Below are 17038 nucleotides of genomic sequence, written 5' to 3'. Positions count from 1 at the left end.
TTGGTAACGGTCTTGTGTATGAAACGTAGCGTATAAATGAACGCTAACTTTTCGGATTTAACACGAGCCGAATTTTTTATTTTTATGTTTAATTTCTTTTCTAAATATAACCAAATAAAAAATTTGGCGTACTTTGTAAATACACAAAAACCTCTCGGAAAGCCTATAGTAGCTATGTTTTATACACGTTGTTGTAAGTAGTGCTTTTCGCGTTCTGCTTGGTTTTCCGATGTTTATTATTTAGTTCAAATGTGAGCGTTGGCAAGACATACTCTTTTGCGATTTTTGGCTTGTGTGTTGGCTAAAGCGAATTGCAAATGTGTATGGCTTTAAGCGTTGGCATTTTCTATTAATTCAATTTCATTTTCTGACAATCCGTACAATTCATAAACTTTTTGGTCAATTTCTTTGGTCGTTTTATCAATTTCTGTTTTCAAAGATTGTGCTTTTACTTTTTGTTCATTAAAATACTGCATCCATTCAGCTTCTTCGCTTAATGAAAAGTTGCTAAATTCAATTTTATTTTCTTTTGCCACAATTTTTCTAACTTTCTCTAACTCCTTAAGAAATTCTCCAAAATTTAGTCTATCCCAATTTTTTAATTTCATTGGAAACTTTGAAATATTAAACTTATTAGAAAGTAAGTCAAGTAAGTTTGTCAAGATTGAATTGTAGCTAATATAGTTTGACCTTATTTTTGTTGTGAGTTCTATTATTTCTTTTTTTAGACCAATTTTAATTGGTAGTTTTTCTAAATATTTAGGCTTAATATTATAGTCGATATGAACATTTTTGAAATAAAAATTCATTAACGAAGAATTTAATATTCCTATTAAAAAATCAAGACTCTCATCATTACTCGAATTTTCTTCAATAAATGAAAAATTATTTAGAGGATAATATTTTCCCTCTTTATCTAATGCTGAAATTATCCTAATTGGCATACTTAACTTTCGTATATATTGAACTAAAATTTTTGGGCGTTCAAATGAATTTTCTGAATAGCCTGCTAAATGATTTCCAAAATTCAGATAATGACCTTCCCAATTAAGTTGAAACTTTTTTACAGTACTCGCAGAAGGTAAACAGTATTTCCAGTTATCGTCCAAGCTATCATTTGAGACATACTTTTTGTTATTACCTGTCTTAATACCATATCTTACATTGTAAAGAGTTTTAAGAGGAACAGAACCTTTTTTAATTTTAACCAAAAGAGATGCAACATTATTAGTTAAACTTAAATTAAATGGTGTGCTTTCAAATTTTAGCCAATCATTTGATTCAATCCGATAATTTTTAAAGATTGTATTATCAACTAAAAAAGTTGGAATAATACCTTTGTTTAGTTTATAAGTTTGTATTACTTGATTTTCGGATTTCAAAGTGTTTTCCAATATGAAAACAGCTGGAACAATGTCAGGTGCGTCTTTAAAAATTCTTTTTTCCAACTCTATTAATTCGACAATTTTTTTGTTCAATAAATTGTCTCTCAATTTTGCATATTTATCAAGATAATACCAAGTATTTGGTGTGATGAAACCAAGAACACCATTTTCTTTGCATAACCTTGAAATCCCTAATTCGGTAAAATGAACATATGTTTCTATTTCTCCCTTATTACACCAATAATTACTGTTAACAAAATCTTTTTGTGATTTTGGAATTTTAGCTCCCCAAGGTGGGTTTCCAATAATCACATCAAAACCTCCTTTTGAAAATATATTAGGAAATTCTTTTTGCCAATTAAAAGCTTTTTCTTCATCTATATTTTGGTCGTCAATTAAGCTATTCCCACATTTGATATTACTATTTAAGGATGTCAATTTTCTACCCTTTTGTGCTGTTCTTAACCAAAGTGAAAGTTTAGCAATTTCAACACTTTCATCATTTATGTCAACTCCATAAATATTGTTTTCCAAAATAGCGTTTTCAACTTCGCTTAATATCATTGCATCTCCAAAAAGTTTAGCTTGAAGTTCGTCAATGTATTGATGTTCTGCGATTAAAAATTCTAATGCTTGGTTTAAAAAGGCACCACTTCCACAAGCTGGGTCACAAATTGTAATTTGTAATAACCATTTTCTATAATCTTCTAACTTTTTAGTGAGTTTTTTTAGTGTTGCTTTTTGTCTGCCTTTACGCTCTTTTTCATATTCGGCTTCTTGTATGTCGAGTTCAATTTTCTTTTCCTCACATAATTTTCCAATAGTATTATCAACGATATATTTTGTAATGTACTTTGGTGTATAGAAAACACCGTCTTTTTTACGTTTTGTTTTGCTTTGAACAGTTTTTATTCCTTTTATTTCTGACTGAATTTCGTCAATATCGTTTAAAGAATGCTCAAAGATATGTCCAAGAATATTTACACTTACTTCACTTTCAAAATCGTAATTACTTAAATTAACTGTGTGTTTATAAAGTAGGTCATCGTTGATTTTGATATTGTCTAAAATCTTGTCAGGTGCGAACAAACCTCCATTATAAGCGAAAATATCGTGCTGTTGTCCTTTGTGTCCTGTATTCATATAACCGAAATATTTTAAAAAACGGTCGTACAAAGGAAAATACTCATCGTATTTGTCTTTTAAATCTGTCCATTGGTTTACAATTGAACGAATTGAATTTGGTGGAAGTAATAATCTATCTTCTGCAAAGAAGATGAATAAAAAACGGTCAAGTAACTTTTGGGTTTTTTTGAATAAAGTGAGTTTGTCGTATTGAGGGTTTTCTTTTTGAATACTATCAAATACCTCATTTCTGAAAGATGCGTAATCTTTATAAAGTGCTTCTGTAATTTTTTCCTCTTGCGTTAAAGATTCGTCTTTAATCTTTTTAGGAATGTCTTTTAAAAGATATTCAGACGATAGGCAAAGCCAAAGAATTTCAAAACGCTCTTTTGTAAGTTGAAACAAATTAAATTCCTCAAAATCTACCGCGTTGTCAATGTAAAATCGCAATTTTTCAAAGTTGGAAGTAATTACATAATTACAACCTGGTTGGTTGTTTTTATATCCAAATGCTTGGGTTTCTACTTTGCTTAAATCGGTTGTACTTGTTCCTTTCAGTTCAATTACCGCAAGTGCTTTTTCGCCTTTTAAAATTGCTCCATCTGTCTTTTTTGAACCTTTTATGTTTTTTAATTCCGTTGTGAGATTAAAATCAGGTGTTGGATTTTTAATGTATCCAAATACGTTTACAAAAAGGTCAATCAGAAACTCGCCTTGATATTGTTCCTCTTTTGAATTGCGAATATTTTCCTGAATTGCAGGATTGTGGAAATGGTTTGTAAATCTGTCGTAAGCAACATTAACTTTTTCGGACTCTAATCCCTTTAAATATTTGTTTAGAACAGAGTTCTGAAATAAGCTCATAAAATTTGAATCGTTTTTCTCAAAGTTAATATCATTTCAAGCGTTGGCAAGAAACAGCTCTTTTATTTTTTTTCAGCGTTGGCATTTAGCGTTGAAAAAAAAATGAATGTGCTGTTTGTGCGTTGGCTTTTTTAGTTCAAATGTTGATGTTTAGCACGATTTTTCGCATTACTTACAACGTTGTTGTATAAGATTAGTTGCGTGATTTAAGCACTAAAGTTAGCAAATAAAACACAGATAGAAAGTCCGCAAGGACTTTCGTAAGTAGTCTAAAACCAGCAATTAATTTTATACTGTGTTGCCCACAGTTTTTATTCTACGTTGTAATTTCCATTCGCCCATTTTATTGACGGTTCAATCCAATCTTTTAAAGGTTTAAATAAAAATCCGTGTCCCATTCCTGTATTCAGTTCTATTTCTTTAAAGTGTTTTATTTCGCAGTTCGATATTTTCTTTCGTTCGAATGAAGAAACTCCAAATGGGTCAGACTTTTCGTAAATCGTTAAAATATTTCCGCAAAAATTGATTTCAGGTATATTTTGAATATCACTATTCCTAAAACTTGCAATAAACACGAAATTCAAATCATGATTATTTGCTAAAGTCGAAACGTATTGAGCAATATATCCGCCTTTTGAAGTTCCAACCACAGTTATGTTTTTCGGTTCTGTTCCGTTTTTTATTAAACTGTCAATTTGGGTTACAATTCCGATTGCGTATTCTCTTGCGTTAACATTTCCACTCCGTTTTTCGCTTATTACTTTAAGTCCACTTTTTTTAAATTCAGCTATAATTTCGTTGTATTCAGTCCGCCCAAATTCAGGATGCAATTCATTCAGTCCGTGTTCTTCTAGAAATCGGTTGTGAAGAAAGAAAACAAATCGATCATCATTTTTGTTTCCGCACGCAAATAAATTTGAGCAAAAAAGAATTCCAATTAATAAACTTATTTTCATTGAGTTACGATTTTTTCAAATTTTGGGCAACGGCTCGGCTATGGTTAGTACGGGATTAAAATTACTGAATTTCCGATTAAGCACTTAGCCAAAACTTTTTATTTTGTTTTATCTTTTTCTTTATAAAGCCAAATCAAAAGATTTGGCGGACTTCGTTTAAAGCTCAAAACTTTGGGTTAAGCACAAAACCCCGTATTAATTATAGCCATTGTTATATGCTGGCTTTTTTATTCTCTCAGAGGTTGTGAACATACATATGTTACTTGTTTAGATTTTCTTTTAGGATAGGCTTCTTTCCTTTCCTCAAGTGTTGCATATTCACATATACTTTTTCTGTAACTCCTATAGTCAATAATGTTAAGTATTAAATCACGTAAAATATGGTCTAATTTCTGATAGTTGATAAACATTTCTGTCGAATTCTCACCAAATTCACCATTATGAACAGCCGAATGTCTTTCTTTTGTTACTAGATTTTCAACATTTTCATTAATAGGAATACAGCCAAATTCGAATAGGTCATACATTTTTTGAACAGTACTATTTTTTCTTCTATTTAATTCTCCAAGCTTTGATTTAAATATTCCAAAAGCATTTTTATTTGTTGAGTTTATGAGTGATTTTTTTGAATCCAAAACTTTAAAAATAGATTCCTTCACAGTATTTTCCCAAATATCATTATCTATTAGATGTTCATCAAAAACATTAATTGATTTCTGATGATTAGAACAAAATTTTTCTAATGCATTAATAAGGATTGAATATGCTTGATGTATACCTGAGGTTGAATGAGCAGAATTAATTGAAGCGACAATTGAGGTTAATTCTAATTCTAAATCATTATGATAGAAAGAGTCGAAGCAATTTCTAAAGGTTTGTTGGAAAATCGAAGAACTATTTGAATGATGTTCATTAATTGGAACATAATCACTTGTATTCGTGTTTGAATGTTTAGTAAAGGAATAATTATACACTATTTGTGAATCCGAACCATCAACCTTATAGAAATCCCCTGTTAGTTCTCGTCTAACATAGACATTCCCTCCATTTAATAAAGATAAAAAACCTAAAAACTGTTTTTTAAAAACTTTATAATGTTCAAAAGTCAAACGACCATAACCGCCAGTTCTAGTAAAGTCTATCTGAATATTATCATTTGTTTTAGATTTACTAAAAATTAGATGGAAGTAGTTTTCTTTATAACCTTCAATCTGAATATATAATGTACAACTTGTGTGGTCGAAATTGACATTAAATTTATCAACCTCTCCATATTGTCTGTACTTTTTTATATCTGTTCGGTCGGCAAACTTTGTGTTAAATCCCTCTATTTCTACAAAGAGGATTGCATCTTCTGTATTGTCTTCCTCTTTTGGTACATCTCTTTCCTTTTCTGTTAGTTTAACGTAATTTCTACAAACGAATTTGGCTTTATAGTTTTTGTGTTTATACAAAGTGAAAGTCAAATCTCGAATTTCTATTTCGAATCCTTTTTCTGTTATTCCATTAAGATTAAATCTGCTAGAAAAGTCTTCATCTTCAAAAAAGCCTTCTTTTAGAAATGTTTCTAAAAAATAAACACCATTCTCTTCAAAAACTAAAGCAAAAGGTAATTCACAACTTTTGTTTTCGTTAATTAAAGTTCCTTCGGTTATGGTATATCTATGGTTCAAATTTTAGTTCAGGTTTTTAGCTTGCATATAACGGTCTCGGCTATGAGTAGTTGCGTGGTTTAGCACTTAACTTTGCAAGTACACACCAAACTGAAAATCCGCGAGGATTTTCAGAAGTAGGCGAGAACAAGCAATTAATTATAGCCATTGTTGGGCATAGTTTTTTATTCAGTACAATATTTGTTCAATTCCGAAATATCAGTTTTATATTTTGGATACTTTTCTAATAGTTTTAATTCGATAGCTTTTTCTTTATCAGCGCAAGCATTTTCTTTTGAGTCCATTGCTTTATAAATCAAAGCTCTGGTTTTATAAGAAATTGAATTATCTGGTGCTTTCTCAATCGAAATGTTTACATCTTTTAAAGCCTCATTATAATTTTTTGTCAAATAATGGACTACGCTACGATGCTCGTATGAGTAAGCATTTGGATTTACCTCAAGTTCGGCAGTAAAATCATTTATTGCCTTTTGATATTCACCAATATTTCGATAAGCATACCCACGATTTGTTCTTGTTGTATGTTTTTCAGGTTTCAATTCTATAACCTTGGTAAAATCCTCAATACATTCTTTAAACTTCAAATTTTTCTCTCTGACGTAACCTCGCTGAAATAATAATTCCGCATTGTTAGGATATAGTTTTATTAATTCAGTTAGATTTTTTTCGGCTTTGTCCCATTCCTTATTTTCAATTTGCTTTTTCGTAATTTCTAGCAAATCATTTGGCGAAACTTTTTTTGTAGTTCCGCAACTTGTGAGTAATAAAGTCAAAAATATTAATGTTAATTTCTTCATTTTCTTAAATTATGCCCAACGTGTTTGTATATGGTTTGTTGCGTGGTTTAAGCACCTAATTTAGCAAATAAAAACCGAATAGAAAATCCGCGAGGATTTTCGTAAGTAGGCTAGAACTAGCAATAAATTATATACGGTGTTAGCCACCGTTTTTTATTTTTATTAGTTCGAGTATTACTCCGCTTTTCTGTAATTCAGAAACTTTGTCTTTAACTTTTTGGTCAGAAAGATTTTCATCAGTCCAAAAGTAAGTTGGTATTTTTCTTATTTTCAATTTTAGCGAATTAGAAGTCAGATTTTCAATTCCGTAATCAAAGACCATATCTAAATCGACCATAACTAATTTTTGTCCATCGATACGATAAGAAACAGAAGAGAAAAATTCCGATTTATTTGTCTCATAAACTCTATGTTTTCCATTTTCTAAAAATTCGAATATTGTATTCAAATAAAGTTTTTTTCCGTTCGATATTATTTGAAAAGGTTCGACATTTGAGTTAATTACTTTCCATTTTCCAACAATCGGACTTTCTATCTTTTTATTACTATTCAGTTCGGTCAATTCTGAGTTTCCATCATATTTATCTTGAATAACATAAATTCCGATTAGAACAAATCCAATAGCAAAAACTACTAGAAATGCGAAAATGATAATTAATATGTCTTTAGTTTTTCTCAAATGGTGGCTAACGGTTCGTGTAAGGTAAGTACGGGTTAGTGTGCGGGGATTTTCCGTAGGAAAATCCGAAGCAAGCTAACACGAACTGCCTTTGGGTTAAGCCATAAAAGTAGTATTTATTTTACACATTGTTACCAACCGTTCTTTTAATTTACCCAGTTAGCCGTTTCGTATATCAATCCGCCGCAAAGATTGCGCATTGCTTTTGTCAGTCCGAAATCAGATTTTGGTATTTGATAAGCCGTAATGCTAATCAGTCCGCCATATGAGTTGAGCCGGAGTTAAATCCGTTTTTAGAAAAGAGTAGGAGTGAGTATTGCCCGAATTAAGAGTTGCGCTCTTATTTGCTGAGAAAGTTATTGTAAATTTTTGACTGCTAACTTTAGTAGTTTTTATCCTTAGAGATCGTTTAAGGAGTATTTTTTTTAGAGCCGAGTGGCATGGTTGGTAACGGTCTCGGCTATAATTAGTTGCGTGGTTTAGCACTTAACTTTGCAAGTACGCTCCAAATTGAAAATCCGCGAGGATTTTCAGAAGTAGGCGAGAACAAGCAATTACTTATAGCCATTGTTGTACGCAGGTTTTTTATTCGGTTAAATTTACTATACATTTTTCTCTTATTCGCCAAATTTGGTCAAATTCAAATTCCGATTTGGTTTCGCTTAACCAATTTTCGATAAACTTTTTATGATAATCAACTTTGAATTCCGCAACCTGATTTGGTTCAATTAGCTTTTCTTGGATTATGTCTTTCTCAATTTTCTTAAATTTCGATTGTTCACTTGTTAAGTCAGTCCGGTTTCCATTTATTCTTAAGTAACAATGTGCTTCGGAATAAATTCAATTGAGTTATCAGTCAGTTCAGTTCCAATTTTTGGCGTGTTCGATTCGGTCATTCGGTAAATTCCGATTATCAATTCAATATTTGGCACATTATTAAAATCCGCAATACTTTTTAAAAGAGCGTGTTTCGAACTACAAGTTCCTTTTTGTTCAGATAGTACGAGTCCAAAATCAGTCCGATTTTTATTTCGTCCGTATGGTAAATTCTTAATGAATTCGGTCAATTCATTCCATGTTTCAATTCCTTTGCTTTTTGCAAGTTCAGTTAGTTTATCCTTTGATGTTAATTTGTAATCTATGTTCATTTCTCAACTTGCGTACAACGGTTCGTGTAAGGTAAGTACGGGTTAGTGTGCGGGGATTTTCCGTAGGAAAATCCGAAGCAAGCTAACACGAACTGCCTTTAGGTTAAGCCATAAAAGTAGTATTTATTTTACACATTGTTAGCCCACGTTATTTTATTTTTCTCCATATGGCTTTGCAGCTCCGCAGAGTTTTGTTTTACGTGCTACTATTGATTTTATCTTTTGTGCGTTACGATTTGCCGTTTGCTATATAAATCCGCCGCAAGAGTTGCGTTTGACTGATGTCAGAAAAGGATTGAGTATGATATTTTATTTCACATACAGTTTTGCCGAAACGTTAAAGAGTCCGTCTCAACAGTGTCGCGTTGTGTTTTATCCGAAATAGGTTGAGTGAGCAGGTGAGAAGCGTTGTTTTTTTTATTTTTAAATCACTTTTAAGCAACTTTAGAATTTTTTTTCGAGCCGAGTGGGCATGTGGGCTAACGTTTATGTATAAGAATAGTTGCGGGTTTGTATGCGAGGATTTTCCGCAGGAAAATCAGACGTTACAAACACGCAACGACCTTTGTTTAAGCACTAAACCGCAATTATTTTTATACGGTGTTGTGCGTTCGTTTTTATTCCGCTATGTTTATTTTCATTCCGTTAATTATTGTTTCGTTTTTCAATTTCGACACAGTTTTTAATTCCGATTTAGGATTCCATTTGCTTAAAATCAATTCGTTTTTCTCGTTCCACCCAATTATTTTATATCCTTGAGGAATCAATCCTTTTCCAAGGTCATTTTCTTTTTTGTTATTTTCTATAACTGACCAAAAAATTCTTGAATATCCTAATCCGCCTTTGTCAAATTGATATTCATAATATTTATATTTTTTGTTCGGTGAAATAGAGTCCGAAAGAATTATCAAATCAGATTCATTTAGTGAATGTTCCGAATTAAGAGCTTCCACGACATCGTCCAAATCCGAGTTGATTTTGATTCCAATTCCGACTATTCCAATCAGGATTATTCCAACAATTATTAAAATCCATTTTTTCATTAAATTCCTTTGAATATTTAGTCCAATTTATTAATTAAATGCTCTCGGAACACTTTTATGTAAAACCTTATCAAGACATTTAGAGTGAGCATAAACTGCTTGAACATCTTTTGTTTCCTTATCACATTCTATCGTGATTTCAATCGCTTTGTTAAATGTTGAATCTTGACCACAAAAACAACATAAAACTTCTAAATCTCTGTTTTCCATTTGTTCTAAAAATTTTGTTTTTTTCTCTAATTTTGTTGGTTTTCACGGTTTTTCTTAAATGACGCACAACGGTTTGTGTAAGGGTAGTTGCGTTGATAAGCCACTAAAATAGTAAACAAAACCGAACCGGAGGAAAAATCCGCAGGATTTTTCCGAGAAGCACAGCCCAAGCAATTACTTTTACACCTTGTTGTGTACAGTGCTTTATTTATTTTTTGCGATTAGCTTTGCCGTTAAGAAGGTCAGTCGTTCGCAACGTTGCGTTTTGCGTTAATCAGCAGTTTTAGAGTAATATTTTTATCCGCAATAGGAGTAGAGCAGTAGTCCGCGCAATAGTTGCGCACTGTTTTGTATATCCGTTTATAATCCGCTTTTTTATCCGCAAAAATCCGTTTAGTTGCGCACCCAATTACGTTTTACTTGCGTTAGAATTTATTGGACTTAAACCACTAAAATTTAATTAATTGGATTTTTTTTCCGGCCGAGTGAGCCATTGTACACAATGTTACGTGTAAGGATAGTTGCGTGATTAAGCCACTAAAATAGTAAAAATGGAACGAACCGCAGGAAAATCCGCAGGATTTTCCGAGTAAGAGTGGACCAAGCAATTATATTTACACATTGTTAGCAAATCGTTTTTTGTTCATTAAGCGACTAAATTCAGTCCGCAATTTTTACATTCAGTTTCATTCGTTAAAATTCCGCTATTGCAAGCAGGACATTTGTCTGTCACTTTTATAATTTCTTGATTATATTCTTTTTGTAATTCGTCTAATAATTCAACATCTTTTTCCTCAATTAGATTAAGGATCCGTTTTCCAAAAGGTCGGTACCAAGATTTTAATTCAGCCCAATATATTTTGTGTTTATTCTTGTTTTGAGAAAATCCAATTATTTTATATTCAGACTTTGTAGAGAATATATTATCAAATGTCAATCCTTTTTCCTGATTAAAAATATTTCTTTGTTTTTCCTCCTTATTAAGAGCTTTATATTCAATAAATAAACATTCTTTCTTGTTCAGGAAATCAATAATTTCAGATGTCTTTATTTTTGGTTTAAAAAACAATGGATTTAGAAAATATTTTACAGTCAGATACCAAATAGATAAAACAATTAAGATAGCAATTATTATTAAAAATATCGAATTTCCCATTCAGTTCTGAAATGTTTGCTAACGTTAATGTATAAGAATAGTTGCGGGTTTGTATGCGAGGATTTTCCGCAGGAAAATCAGACGTTACAAACACGCAACGACCTTCGGTTAAGCACTAAAATAGCAATTATTTTTATACGGTGTTGTGTGTAGTTTTTTTATTTGAATCGGTTTTTTCATATGCTACAGAAATCGTTTCAAAAAGTTCTTCTAAATTACAGTCAATTAAAGCACTTGAAATGAGAATGTTTTTTTTATAATTCCAATTATGCATAAAAGTCAGGAATCTTTTCAATAAATTTCTTTTTTTAGTTTTAAACACAGTCTTATTCAAAGTCAACTCTATATTATTTTTCTTAAATCTCTGTATTTCGGAAATATCACACCATCTTATTTTTCCTAATGATTCATATTTCGAATTATCAATTAAGAAATCATCTGAAATGAGAATAGCATATTTTCTTGGAAGAATTCTTAAAAAGGAATACAAAAGAGTTGAAAAATAAGCAATACCTATTATACCAATAATCTGAATATATTCTGCTTTCATAAAGAAGTGTCTAATAAATATCTCAGGGTTCAGTAAAAACGAAATAGACGCAAAAAGCATTAAACTAAAAAAAAGTATACCTAAGATAATCCGCCAATTTTTAAATTTAATTTCTCTCCTCATTTAGTTTATTGCTTAGTTCGGTTGCTCAAATTACACACAACGTTTCGTGTAAGGTAAGTACGGGTTAGTGTGCGGGGATTTTCCGTAGGAAAATCCGAAGCAAGCTAACACGAACTGCCTTTGGGTTAAGCCATAAAAGTAGTATTTATTTTACACATTGTTACCAACCGTTCTTTTAATTACCCAGTTAGCCGTTTCGTATTTGAATCCGCCGCAAAGATTGCGCATTGCTTTTGTCAGTCCGAAATCAGATTTTGGTATTTGATTAGCCGTCATGCAAATCAGTCCGCCGTAAGAGTTGCGCCCTGGTTTGATCAGAATATTATTGTAATTTTTTATCCGCTAACTTTTGCAGTTTTTTAATTTAGAGATCGTTTAGATTCTATTATTTTTCACAGCAGAGTGGCATGGTTGGTAACGGTCTCGGCTATGAGTAGTTGCGTGGGTTAGTACTTAACTTTGCAAGTAAACACCAAACTGAAAATCCGAGAGGATTTTCAGAAGTAAGCGAGAACAAGCAATTACTTATAGCCATTGTTGTGTACAGTGTTTTTTATTTCAATTCCGTTATTAGTTTTTCAATATTTTTCACAATTTTATTTTGCGAAATGTTCTTTCCGTTTCCTAATGAAAAAATTTCGTCACAAATAGAGACTAATCTTCCAAGTTGGGATTTTTTATTTGGCGACCAAGTTTCTCCAATTTTAACCTTTTCATTTTCGTTGGTCGTAGCAAAATAGTAAGTCGTTCCGTCAAAACCGATTAATTCATCCTCTGATTTTTTTATATTTTCATCCAATAATTTAAAAAGTTCAATGATTTTCTCGGTAAAGATTTTCGGTCAATTTTGTTTTGTTAGAAATCAGTTTAACATTCTTATTATTTTTGGAATACCAGTAATTCGTGGAAAGTTTATTACTAACAACATATTTCCTGTCTTCCATAGTTTCTATTGAAAATGAATACTCATTAGAAAATGAAGGCATCGAAGTATATCTTGCAATTGGTTTTTCGGAATAATTTTGATACAGTAATGGAAAAACATTATCGTAATATTCTTTAAGAATTCCCTCGTAATTTTCAAATTCTTTTGCAGGTTTCAAATGAGCTTTTTGTGCAAAACAAAAGAGGGAGGATAAAATCAAAATTAATATTAAAGTCGTTTTTTTCATTTGTCGGTTTACATTGTACACAACGGTTCGTGTAAGGTAAGTACGGGTTAGTGTGCGGGGATTTTCCGTAGGAAAATCCGAAGCAAGCTAACACGAACTGCCTTTAGGTTAAGCCATAAAAGTAGTATTTATTTTACACATTGTTAGCCCACGTTATTTTATTTTTCTCCATATGGCTTTGCAGCTCCGCAGAGTTTTGTTTTACGTGCTACTATTGATTTTATCTTTTGTGCGTTACGATTTGCCGTTTGCTATATAAATCCGCCGCAAGAGTTGCGTTTCACTGATCTCAGAAAAGGATTGAGTATGATATTTTATTTCACATACAGTTTTGCCGCAACGTAAAAGAGTCCGTCGCAACAGTGTCGCGTTGTGTTTTATCCGAAATAGGTTGAGTGAGCAGGTGAGAAGTGTTGTTTTTTTACTTTTAAACTACTTTTAAGCAACTTTAGGATTTTTTTTCGAGCCGAGTGGGCATGTGGGCTAACGGTTTGTGTAAGGGTAGTTGCGTTGATAAGCCACTAAAATAGTAAACAAAACCGAACCGGAGGAAAAATCCGCAGGATTTTTCCGAGAAGCACAGCCCAAGCAATTACTTTTACACCTTGTTGTGTACAGTGCTTTATTTATTTTTTTGGCGATTAGCTTTGCCGTTAAGAAGGTCAGTCGTTCGCAACGTTGCGTTTTGCGTTAATCAGCAGTTTTAGAGTAATATTTTTATCCGCAATAGGAGTAGAGCAGTAGTCCGCGCAACAGTTGCGCACTGTTTTGTATATCCGTTTATAATCCGCTTTTTTATCCGCAAAAATCCGTTTAGTTGCGCACCCAATTACGTTTTACTTGCGTTAGAATTTATTGGACTTAAACCACTAAAATTTAATTAATTGGATTTTTTTTCCGGCCGAGTGAGCCATTGTACACAACGGTCTCGTATAACCGTCAGTTACGGGTTAATATGCGTTGCTTTTCGGTTTAGTACAGACGTTAGCAATTCCGCGTGGATTCGGACGTAGTCGAATCCGCCGTAATTGCGGTTATACATTGTTGTACACAGTACTTTTTTTATTTTATCATTTCTTTCCATTTGTCAGATTCCGCAAACTCTTTTACAATTCGGTTTCTTTCAGTTAGTAATTCAGTCATATATTTTTTCAGAAACAGCTTGTCCGCTAACTTTCCTAAAATTCCAAAAGGCGATTTGTAATCAAAAAAGTCGGTCATCAAAGTTCCGCCATTCGATTCCGAAAAATGATGTTCGTGTTTAAATTCCGCAAACGCTCCTTTAACCATTTCATCCGCAAAGTATTTTGGTCGGTCATATTCCGTTATTTTGGAAGTCAGTTTTTGATAAATTCCAAAGTGCTTTGCTCGCCAAGTTACGCTTTCATTCATTCCGATTAATCCGCTTGTTTTTCCTGCGATTGCTTCTTCATTAGTTTGTTCAGTCGATATTTTATGCAAATCGATACTTCGTGACAAGTCAAACACGATATTTCTATCAGCTTTTATTTCAGTTTGAAGTTCGATTCTTGGCATTTTTGGGGTATTGTGTACAACGTGTTTGTATAAGATTAGTTGCGTGGTTTAAGTACTGAAGTTAGCAAATAAATCACAGATAGAAAGTCCGCAAGGACTTTTGTAAATAGGCTTTTACCAGCAATTAATTTTATACGGTGTTGGCAACTGGCTTTATTCATTCGTGTCTCGGATATTCAAATTCACTAAACTTAATTTCATTTATATTCGTAAACCATTTTAAAGCTTTAATATTTTTCTTCGTTAACTCTTCATCTTCTTTACTAAAAGGTTCAATTTCGTCGTATCCAAATTTGAATTGTTTACAGTCGTTAGTTGCTGCAATTAATATTACTTTTTTATGTTTATAGTTAGTGTAAACAGCATAAGTGTCAATAACAATCGGCAAAAGAAAATTTACTTGTTCTTGAGTCATATCAGTTGTATAGAATACGAAAATGATTGCTGTTCCATCTATTTCTCCATACCTTCTCGCTAAAAATGAGCCTTTAGTATGGTTGTAATCTTCTATAAAGCTAAATAAGTTTTTAGAAATAACTCTTCTGTTAAATCTATTAAATGACAAAATTTCTTTAGCAAACTTAATACTTTGCTCATTCGGATTAGGAAGAACTTCTCTTTTTACAAATTCGTCAATGAAATAGCTTACTTTGTCATCTTGTAGCTTTTTTTGAACTTTTTGTTTTTTTATAAATTCATCCCAATTTCCATCTATTTGAAATAACATTCCATCATATTTGTCAGAAGTTATTTGTTTGGAAAATCCTCTGTCATTTTCTATATAATGAGCAAGAATGTCACTTTCTGTTCCGGAAATGAGAATATTTTTTTTAACCCATTCCTTTTGGGTTTGCATTTCCATAAATTGCTTATGAGTATTAAAATCAAACTCATCCTCTTCACTTGGTAAAATCAAAACTTCTTTATTTCCAAATGCTTGTTCTCGTTTATCTAAATACTCCTCAAAATCTTTAATCGTATCTAAAAAATCTGTGACATTAGCGAAAGAATTTTTGTCAAATATGTGAACGAACTTTTCAGTTTTGGTGTTTCTGTTGAAAGGGTAGAAGTGAACTTTTTCTCCTAAATGGACAATTATTCTATGGGTTTTGGTAATATCTTGTTTTCTAATTATATGATTTCTTCCATCTTTAGTTTTTATTTTTATATCGTAATTAGAAGCTAAAATTTTCTTTTCAGCACCATATAATTGACGGACATCTTTTTCAATAGATTTCCGAAAATATCTTGAATAAATTCCCTTAAATTCATAGTTTTTTACACAAACTAAAATCAAGATTCCATTGAAGTGAATTAGTAAATCACAAATCTCTTTTTTATTACCTAATTCGTCTTTTGGATTAGCGTAACACCAATAGCTTAAAAAGGAATTTGTCGCTAAATCATAAACTAACGATTCTCCTTCAGCTCCTTTTTTTGGTTGTTCATTGTTCAGCGGTTAGTTTTGTTTAGCTTGTTGCCAACGGAATTGTGTATGAAACGTAGCGTGTAAAAAGACACTAACTTTTCGGATTAACACAGAGCCGAATTTTTATATTTTGTTTTAACTTATCAATTTTAAAAGCCAAATTAAAAATTTGGCGGACTTTCTAAACATACACAAGCTTTTGGGTTAAGCACTTATTAGCTATGTTTTATACACCGTGTTAGCAACAGTTTTTATTCGTAATATTCGTATTTATAATCTTCTTCTCGTCTTAAAATTCCATTTTTGTCTTTAGAAACTACTTTCATTAATAGTCCGTTTGAATATTCGTAAACAGTACTAAATATTAAATTTTCACTATTATCTGTTTTCGTAGTTTTTATAATTTGTCCGATATCATTTCTGTCATATCTGAATATTATTGAATCCATATTTTGATAGACAAATTCTCCATTTTTGTATTTATATTTTAATTTTTTATCTGCGGAATAACCAAAAACAAAATCTCCTTTTTTCTTGTAATAACTTTTAAGTTCATTTTCTGTGGTTTTGACCTTAAATATTCGATTTTTTCGATAAATATAAATTAGACATTCTTCAAGAAGAAATTCGGTTGCATTTGTGCTTTTATAATAATCACAACTCTTAATTAGTTTGTTGTCCGAATCGTATTCATATTCAGTTAAATCTTGGTCTTTATCGTCTAACCAAGTCCATTCTGTTCGTATGGTTTGGTGATTGTCATTGTACTTGTATTTCACGTCCCAACCGTCAGTAGAATCTGAATCATAAAACTCACGTTCTCTAATAATATCTCCATTTATAGCAAAATTTTGGATTAGCTCGACATATTCTTCATTTAACTTTCCATTATCAAATTCCTTCGTTGATACTGTTAAGGATTTTACTTTTAGTTTACTGTATAATTCGTGGTAAGAATTATCTAAATCATAAAAATCTTTCTCTTGTCCAAATGATAAAAGTGGAATAAAAATCAGTAATATAAATTTAAGCGATGAGTTCATTTAAATTGTTGCTAACGTTGATGTGTATGGTTAGTTGCGTTTATAAGCAACTAATTTAGTAAACTTAAACGGACCGAGAGGAAATTCCGAAGGAATTTTCCAAATAAGCACTTGCCATAGCAATTAATTATACACCGTGTTGTGTGTAG

Annotated in this window: 15 protein-coding genes; all 15 read right to left on the bottom strand. The window is 31.7% G+C overall.

Features of this window, described 5'->3' with window-relative positions; genetic code table 11:
- Positions 1–329: 329 nt before the first annotated feature.
- Positions 330–3374 (bottom strand): Eco57I restriction-modification methylase domain-containing protein, encoded by a 3045-nt coding sequence (locus tag N7U66_RS04600; protein ID WP_267677513.1) that lies wholly within the window; start codon positions 3372–3374, stop codon positions 330–332.
- 311 nt (positions 3375–3685) lie between these two features.
- Positions 3686–4330, bottom strand: a complete 645-nt coding sequence (locus N7U66_RS04595; protein WP_267677512.1) for an alpha/beta hydrolase — start codon at positions 4328–4330, stop codon at positions 3686–3688.
- Positions 4331–4557: 227 nt separating this feature from the next.
- On the bottom strand, positions 4558–6003 hold the full coding sequence (locus N7U66_RS04590; RefSeq protein WP_267677511.1) for a hypothetical protein: 1446 nt from the start codon (positions 6001–6003) through the stop codon (positions 4558–4560).
- 164 nt (positions 6004–6167) lie between these two features.
- On the bottom strand, positions 6168–6800 hold the full coding sequence (locus N7U66_RS04585; protein WP_267677510.1) for a tetratricopeptide repeat protein: 633 nt from the start codon (positions 6798–6800) through the stop codon (positions 6168–6170).
- Between the two features lie 139 nt (positions 6801–6939).
- Positions 6940–7479, bottom strand: coding sequence for a hypothetical protein (locus tag N7U66_RS04580; protein WP_267677509.1), 540 nt, complete (start codon positions 7477–7479; stop codon positions 6940–6942).
- Between the two features lie 812 nt (positions 7480–8291).
- Positions 8292–8627, bottom strand: coding sequence for a hypothetical protein (locus N7U66_RS04575; protein ID WP_267677508.1), 336 nt, complete (start codon positions 8625–8627; stop codon positions 8292–8294).
- Positions 8628–9244: 617 nt separating this feature from the next.
- Entirely contained in the window at positions 9245–9670 is a 426-nt protein-coding gene (locus N7U66_RS04570; RefSeq protein WP_267677507.1) for a hypothetical protein, read from the bottom strand.
- Between the two features lie 30 nt (positions 9671–9700).
- Positions 9701–9880 carry a hypothetical protein gene (locus N7U66_RS04565; RefSeq protein WP_267677506.1) on the bottom strand — a complete coding sequence of 60 codons (180 nt, stop codon included), beginning with the start codon at positions 9878–9880 and terminating at the stop codon, positions 9701–9703.
- Positions 9881–10526: 646 nt separating this feature from the next.
- Entirely contained in the window at positions 10527–11036 is a 510-nt protein-coding gene (locus tag N7U66_RS04560) for a hypothetical protein (RefSeq protein WP_267677505.1), read from the bottom strand.
- Between the two features lie 133 nt (positions 11037–11169).
- Positions 11170–11709 (bottom strand): STM3941 family protein, encoded by a 540-nt coding sequence (locus tag N7U66_RS04555; protein ID WP_313791416.1) that lies wholly within the window; start codon positions 11707–11709, stop codon positions 11170–11172.
- Positions 11710–12262: 553 nt separating this feature from the next.
- A complete protein-coding gene (locus tag N7U66_RS04550; protein ID WP_267677503.1) occupies positions 12263–12508 on the bottom strand; it encodes a hypothetical protein in 246 nt (81 codons plus the stop codon).
- A 13-nt stretch (positions 12509–12521) separates the two neighbouring features.
- Positions 12522–12812 (bottom strand): hypothetical protein, encoded by a 291-nt coding sequence (locus N7U66_RS04545; RefSeq protein ID WP_267677502.1) that lies wholly within the window; start codon positions 12810–12812, stop codon positions 12522–12524.
- Positions 12813–13943: 1131 nt separating this feature from the next.
- Positions 13944–14417, bottom strand: a complete 474-nt coding sequence (locus N7U66_RS04540) for an SRPBCC family protein (protein WP_267677501.1) — start codon at positions 14415–14417, stop codon at positions 13944–13946.
- A gap of 157 nt (positions 14418–14574) precedes the next feature.
- The gene (locus N7U66_RS04535; protein ID WP_267677500.1) at positions 14575–15714 is read right to left on the bottom strand and encodes a hypothetical protein; all 1140 of its coding nucleotides are present in this window, start codon (positions 15712–15714) and stop codon (positions 14575–14577) included.
- A gap of 383 nt (positions 15715–16097) precedes the next feature.
- The gene (locus N7U66_RS04530) at positions 16098–16889 is read right to left on the bottom strand and encodes a hypothetical protein (RefSeq protein ID WP_267677499.1); all 792 of its coding nucleotides are present in this window, start codon (positions 16887–16889) and stop codon (positions 16098–16100) included.
- Positions 16890–17038 lie beyond the last annotated feature (149 nt).

This window comes from Lacinutrix neustonica, from assembly GCF_026625145.1.
Classification (GTDB): Bacteria; Bacteroidota; Bacteroidia; order Flavobacteriales; family Flavobacteriaceae; genus Lacinutrix; species Lacinutrix neustonica.
The sequence above is the reverse complement of the archived record's forward strand: the minus strand, read 5'-3'. Positions and strand labels throughout refer to the sequence as shown.